Genomic DNA, 6,229 nt, shown 5'->3' with positions numbered 1-6,229 from the left:
CTGGCGTGAAAGGTGAAACAGGGGAGCTAAGCTGCGGGACAAGGTCTTACCTTAATGGACGCGTCAGATTCACCCTGTTTCAGGTGAAGGTAGCTAACCATCACCTACTGCAGGATTCAAGATACAAGGACGCGGGCGGAAGGCGGGGCGGCACAGGGATGTGCCATCCCCCGCCGTTCCGTGGGGCAGAAGAACGAAGTAAGGGTACCGCGTCAGCGGCGCGAGGACGCCAGCCCCCCTGCGCCCCCTGCCAGCATTAACTCGGTTTTAAGCCAACCCGCATTTCAGCCCGCAATCCAAACACCCGCAGTCCAACCGCAACCGCCAACCCTCACAATTTAACCGCGGCGCGCATCCGGGCGTACCAAATCAAACCGCAAATCCTCACTGATGCCGTAATACGCCGATGGGCCGCCGGCTCGCAGAATAGGCTGTGCCTTGGCGGTCTGATAAATGCCATCTTCCAGCAGCGTCTCATCAATATGAATTGCCACCACTTCTCCCAACACCAGCCAACTCTCCAGTTCAGTGCCTTGCACATCCTGCAGGCGAATTAGCTGGGTCAGGCGGCACTCAAAATTCACCGGGCTCTCTGCCACCATACTGACGTTTACGTGCGAGGCAGCGATGGGTGTCAATCCCGCGAGTGCGAACTCATCTTGTTCAGGCGGCACAGAAGCCGAGCTTTCATTCATCGCTTCGGCGAGCGGGCGAGTAGCCAGATTCCAGACGAATTCTTTGCTTTCACTGATATTGCGTACACTGTCTTTCCAGCCGCTACTGGCAAAACCAATAATCGGCGGATGATAGTTAAAGCAGTTAAAGAAACTGTACGGGGCCAGGTTGCGCTGGCCACTGGCGCTCTGCGAACTCACCCAGCCAATCGGGCGAGGACCAACAATGGCGTTCAGCGGATCGTGTGGCAAACCATGCCCGCTCCTTGGCTGATAAGTATGACGTTGTCGCATTAGCGCTCCTGGCTCGTCTGTTAAACTTCGCACCGCAACGCTGTCATGGCATTCCTGTCGCAATCATCAGGAAACGCTAGCGGATGACCATCACGACAGCCTTGCTGTAGCACGAATTATTTTGGAATCAATTTTGGGATATTAGGTTTAAATGCAATACAGATAATCGTGTAAGCGGATTGTGCGATGCCGCCATCCAGCGTATCTTACGCCCGCGCTACTATCCGGAGAATCTATGAACAAGCCAACCGCCACCTCGCCATTCCATCCCCGTAATCGCCATCAGGGCCGTTATGATTTTGCTGCTCTGACCGCGGCTCATCCGCCGCTGGCGGTGAAAGTACGTCCTAATGGCTACGGCGAGCTGTCGGTGGATTTTGCCGATCCTGAAGCGGTAATGCTACTCAATCAGGCACTGATTAAGCTGTTTTATAACCTGAACTGGCAGCTACCGGAAGGCTACCTGACGCCACCCGTACCGGGCCGTGCTGACTATGTGCATGCGCTCGCAGATTTGCTGGCCAGTGACAACGGCGGCAAAGTGCCACGCGATGTCGATGTGATGGATATCGGTTGCGGGGCAAATCTTATTTATCCATTGATCGGGCATGCGGAGTACGGCTGGCGCTTTACCGGCACCGATATTACGGCGGAAGCCATCACGGCGGCAAACCAGATTGTCGCGAGCAATCCCGGCTTGCAGCGCGGCGTGCGTCTGCGTCGTCAGAAAGACGAGTCCGCCATTTTCGCCGGTGTGGTGCACAAAAATGAACGCTATCATGCGGTGCTCTGCAATCCACCGTTCCATGGTTCGGCGCAGGAAGCGGCAATGGTCGGTCAGCGTAAAACGCGCAATCTGGGCTTAGGTAAAAATGCACCGCTCAACTTTGGCGGTCAACACAAGGAGCTGTGGTGCGAGGGCGGCGAGCGCCAGTTCGTGGGTAAGATGATCGATGAAAGCGTGGCCTATGCCGATCGCATTGTCTGGTTTACCTCACTGGTTTCGCGCAAAGAGAACCTGCCTGCGTTGCGCGATCAGTTGCGCGACCTCGAGGTTGAGGAAGTGCGCATCATCGAGATGGCACAGGGGCAGAAACAGAGCCGCTTTATCGCCTGGACATTCCTGCCGCCAGCCGCGCGCACTAAACGCTTCGCGCGCTGAACCAGCGAATCCTGAGGCCACATTCCACATTGTGTCGTTAGTGGGTGCGAATTCGGGATCGCTCATTTAAATACTTGTGCTGAATCGTACGGACTCAAGACCCTAGTCCACATCGGTTGAACATTGAGGCGAGCACTGGAAATATCCCACTTGAGTTCTCGCGTTGAGACTGACGGTTAAAGGCTGCAGCCTGCATGTGTTCGGATGCAGGGGCGAGTCTTAGCCCGCGAATGTAAGCGTTTAATCCGGTGTCCTAAGGTTTCAACCAACGTGTTTTTATGATGGATTGGGCGGCGGCAGCGCTGCCAGCGTGGCCGCGGAACCCACATCGTTGCCGGTCTGCATCACTTCCACCGTCTGATGCGGCGCTTTAATCCCTGCAGCATCAAAATGCTTCTTCACCTTGTCATCCAGCGCAAAACGCACTGTCCACTGCTTCAGCGGTTGGGTGGTGAACGACACGCGCACGGTAAAGGACTGGTTGGTCAGGCCCACTAGTCCGGAAAAACTCGGTTCGCCAATCACCATGCCGCGAATATCCGGATTCTCAAGCAACTCTTTCACCGCTGCCTGTAAGGTCGCATTCACACGCTCGGTGTCTTCACTGCGGTCTACATCATAGTTGGCGACAAACGAGCCAATACCGCGTACAAAGTTGGCGAAAGTGGTGATCGAAGACCACGGAATGATGTGATATGCGCCGGTATCCTGACGCACGCCGACGGAGCGAATTGACATGCGCTCCACCGTGCCAGTGATCGGGCCAATGGTCACCAAATCGCCGGTGTTCATGCCGTTCTCAAACTGAATAAAGATACCGGTGATAATATCCTTCACCAGTGTTTGCGAACCGAAAGACACCGCCAGACCGAGCGCCCCGGCACCCGCCAGCAGCGGCGCGATGTTAACACCCACTTCTGACAGCAGAATCATAATGGTGATGGTGCTGATCACCACCGCCAGCGCATTACGGAATAGCGTCAGTAAGGTGCGCGTACGTGCGCTGGGCATCGGCCTTCCGTGTGAATCCGAAGCCAGACGGCTTTCGATCAGGCTGGCCAGCAGCGTCCAGCCGATGGCGGAGAGCAGCAAAATCATCACGATACGAATCAGCACATCCACCATTTTCTGCCCGGCTCCCATCGTGAGCCAGTGCCAGAGATCAAACAGATTCCAGGCGTTGAGCAGCAGCAATAGCGTGGCGAACACGGTGATCACACGCGCCAGTTTTAGCAGCGCTTTGACCCAATCATTGACGCGTTTTTGCAGTTCCGGATAGTTACGGCGCAGATCCGGCGACAGCGTCAGCGTTTTGCCAATCCAGCGCGTTAGCATGCCGGAAATCAGCGCGGCGATAACAATAATCGCCATGCTGCGCACCGTGGCCGACATCATAAACTTCAGACTGTCACCCGGATTGAAGATAGAGAACAAGAACAGCGCGATAAAGTAGGCGCTCGCCAGCCAATGCCATACCATACCGAAGGCGCGGATAAATAAGGCAAAGAAGCTCATACTGCGATCGGCCAAACGCGACAACTCGTCGTGGATGTTGCGTCGGTTGCGGAAAATCAGCCATAGCGCCCAGCCGGTCATAATGCACATGATCAACACATTCACCAACGCAGCGATTTGCATATTGACCTGATTGCCGACGATCGGTACCACCACCAGTAAGCCATAACCGATAATGCCGCTGAGCCAGCTAAGACGCGTGTTCCAGTAAGCGGCACGCACATCGGAAAGATGAAAGAAGCGCAGGGTGGGGAAGCGTGGGCAGAATATCAATCGCAACACCGCTTTGAAAAACTCAATCAACGCGAAGGCATTGAGGAATAGCCCCTGCTGATAGGCAATGGTGCGGTTGTTGTTGTGGTAGTTGTCACTGATGATCTGACCAACAAACAGCGTCAGCGCCAGAAGCACTAAGTCGAGAAGAAAGGCCACGATAATGGTGGCAGGCAGATGCAGCCACTTGGTGCGATCCAGATTATGATTGCGCCCCCAGCGACCCATGCGCTGCCACACGGGATACATCAACAGCCGCGTGAACCAGTAGAAAGCAAAAACGGCAGCGGCGAGCCCGGCGAAATACTTCAGTGCATTGAAGAAGGTTTGCTGATTAAAGGATTTGTGCGGCGCGTTAACGATGTTGTCGTGCAAACGAACAAATTGCGAGGCAACGGCGCCTCCGTATTCGCGTGTAACGTTGGTGACGCTCTCCAGTACCGTGGGATCTTCCTGATCGGCCTGCGGTGGAGCCAATACCGGCTGTTCATTATTGGCTTTGCTGGTGGCGGCCTGACGAAGTTGATCGATCAGTTCCTGACGCGAATCGTTATTCTCCAGAATATTGGCCAGCGCGGCATAAGCGGCTTTTTTATCTTCCAGTGTAGGTTCACCTGCAGCGGTGGTGCTGGCAGCGGGCGTTGACGTTTGCTGAGCGGCGACGGCGGCCTGCGGTAGATTGACCGCGTTTGCGTTGGGAACGAGTAACAGACAGATCAGCATCCATATGGTCAGGCACCATGATGGGCGGGCAAACGACATGACCTTCTCCTTGAGCAACGCACAACGGCACAAGAGAAAAAGTATAGTCAGTGATGGAAGGTGAAGATTCTGAAAGGAAATTTCTTTACGGAAGAAGAGGCGGCTTTACAGCCGCCTCGTCATTTATGACACGTGCTGCAGGAACTCGCGCAGACGATCGCTCGGTGGGTTGGTGATCAACTCATCCGGGTTGCCATCTTCCGCGATGGTGCCTTTATCAATGAAGATCAGGCGCGAAGCCACTTTCTGAGCAAAGCCCACTTCGTGCGTTACGATGACCATCGTCATGCCTTCTTCGGCCAGATCCTGCATCACCTTGAGCACTTCATGGCGCAGTTCTGGATCGAGTGCAGAGGTTGGCTCATCAAACAGCATCATCTTCGGTTTCACCGCCAGCGCACGAGCGATGGCAACACGCTGCTGCTGACCACCGGACAGTTCGGCAGGGAAGTGGTGCGCACGCTCGGCGAGGCCGACTTTACCCAACAGTTCACGTGCCAGTTTCTGTGCGTCGTCCTTCTTCGCACCGCGCACGCGAATCGGGCCGAAAGCCACGTTATCCAGCGCACTCATCTGCGGGAACAGATGGAACTGCTGGAATACCATGCCCGCTTCCTGACGAATCAGACGCTCATCGACTTTAGGATCGTTAACTTTCATGCCATCAACGATCAGGTCACCGGTAGTGATCTCTTCCAGCTTGTTGATGCAGCGCAGCAGGGTCGATTTACCTGAGCCAGATGGCCCGATAATCACCACCACTTCGCCCTGATTGATCTTCAGGTTGATGTCATGCAGGACTTTGGTCTGGCCGAAGTTTTTAGAGACGTTTTTAAATTCAATCACAGGATTTTCACCTTCTTCTCAATACGGCGCAGTACAAAGCTCAACACCAACGTAATAACCAAATAGATAATCGCAACGGCACTCCAGATCTCCAGCGCGCGGAAGTTTCCGGCGATGATTTCCTGGCCCTGACGGGTCAGTTCCGCCACGCCGATCACGATAAACAGCGAGGTATCTTTGATACTCACGATCCACTGGTTACCGAGCGGTGGCAGCATACGACGCAGTGCCAACGGCATGATGACGTAACGCAAGGTTTCACGGCGGGAAAGACCCAGCGCCAGACCTGCTTCACGGAAGCCTTTGTTGATCGACAGCACGGCACCACGCGTGATTTCCGCGATATAGGCACCGGAGTTAATCATGATGGTGACCACGGCGGCGGTAAACGGATCGATACGCAGGTCCGGGAAGGCCATCGGTAAGGCGAAGTAAATAAACATCACCTGCACCACGATTGGTGTACCGCGGATCAGCTCGATAAACACCAGCGCGATATTATTGGCGATCCATCCGCCGTACGCGCGCGCGAAACCGGCGACTAAACCAATGATTAACCCGCCAATTAAGCCGAGTACGGAAATTATCAGGGTCATTTTGGCGCCTTCGATCAAAATCGGCAGGGCTGGCCAAATGACGCTCCAGTCAAACTCCATGGTGTAACTCCAAAATCTGTTGCAATGGAAATGTAAAAAGCAGGGAG

General features: G+C 54.7%; 5 protein-coding genes. 1 reads left to right on the top strand and 4 read right to left on the bottom strand.

Annotated elements, in window-relative coordinates; all coding sequences use genetic code 11:
- Window positions 1-338 precede the first annotated feature (338 nt).
- On the bottom strand, window positions 339-968 hold the full coding sequence (locus FD744_RS23515; RefSeq protein ID WP_160869722.1) for a flavin reductase family protein: 630 nt from the start codon (window positions 966-968) through the stop codon (window positions 339-341).
- A 235-nt stretch (window positions 969-1,203) separates the two neighbouring features.
- Here FD744_RS23515 and rlmF point away from each other — a divergent pair, with 235 nt between their 5' ends.
- A complete protein-coding gene (rlmF, locus tag FD744_RS23510; protein WP_160869720.1) occupies window positions 1,204-2,130 on the top strand; it encodes a 23S rRNA (adenine(1618)-N(6))-methyltransferase RlmF in 927 nt (308 codons plus the stop codon).
- A 276-nt stretch (window positions 2,131-2,406) separates the two neighbouring features.
- Here the strand turns inward: rlmF and ybiO are convergent, their stop codons facing one another.
- From ybiO to glnP, 3 genes are all read right to left on the bottom strand, one after another.
- Complete coding sequence (gene ybiO, locus FD744_RS23505; protein WP_237449455.1) at window positions 2,407-4,641, bottom strand: mechanosensitive channel protein; 2,235 nt, start codon at window positions 4,639-4,641, stop codon at window positions 2,407-2,409.
- A 162-nt stretch (window positions 4,642-4,803) separates the two neighbouring features.
- Window positions 4,804-5,526, bottom strand: a complete 723-nt coding sequence (gene glnQ / locus FD744_RS23500; RefSeq protein ID WP_038647952.1) for a glutamine ABC transporter ATP-binding protein GlnQ — start codon at window positions 5,524-5,526, stop codon at window positions 4,804-4,806.
- Window positions 5,523-6,182 (bottom strand): glutamine ABC transporter permease GlnP, encoded by a 660-nt coding sequence (glnP, locus tag FD744_RS23495; RefSeq protein WP_038647949.1) that lies wholly within the window; start codon window positions 6,180-6,182, stop codon window positions 5,523-5,525. Before glnP ends, glnQ begins: the two co-directional genes overlap by 4 nt.
- Between the last annotated feature and the right edge of the window lie 47 nt (window positions 6,183-6,229).

The sequence above is a fragment of the Pantoea sp. Taur genome (genome assembly GCF_009830025.1).
GTDB lineage: Bacteria > Pseudomonadota > Gammaproteobacteria > Enterobacterales > Enterobacteriaceae > Pantoea > Pantoea communis.
The sequence above is the reverse complement of the archived record's forward strand: the minus strand, read 5'-3'. Positions and strand labels throughout refer to the sequence as shown.

Bases quoted from the DNA above. Each gene is read 5' to 3' on its own strand.
- FD744_RS23515 (WP_160869722.1), bottom strand. From the start codon at position 968: ATGCGACAACGTCATACTTATCAGCCAAGGAGCGGGCATGGTTTGCCA.
- rlmF (WP_160869720.1), top strand. From the start codon at position 1,204: ATGAACAAGCCAACCGCCACCTCGCCATTCCATCCCCGTAATCGCCAT.
- ybiO (WP_237449455.1), bottom strand. From the start codon at position 4,641: ATGCTGATCTGTCTGTTACTCGTTCCCAACGCAAACGCGGTCAATCTA.
- glnP (WP_038647949.1), bottom strand. From the start codon at position 6,182: ATGGAGTTTGACTGGAGCGTCATTTGGCCAGCCCTGCCGATTTTGATC.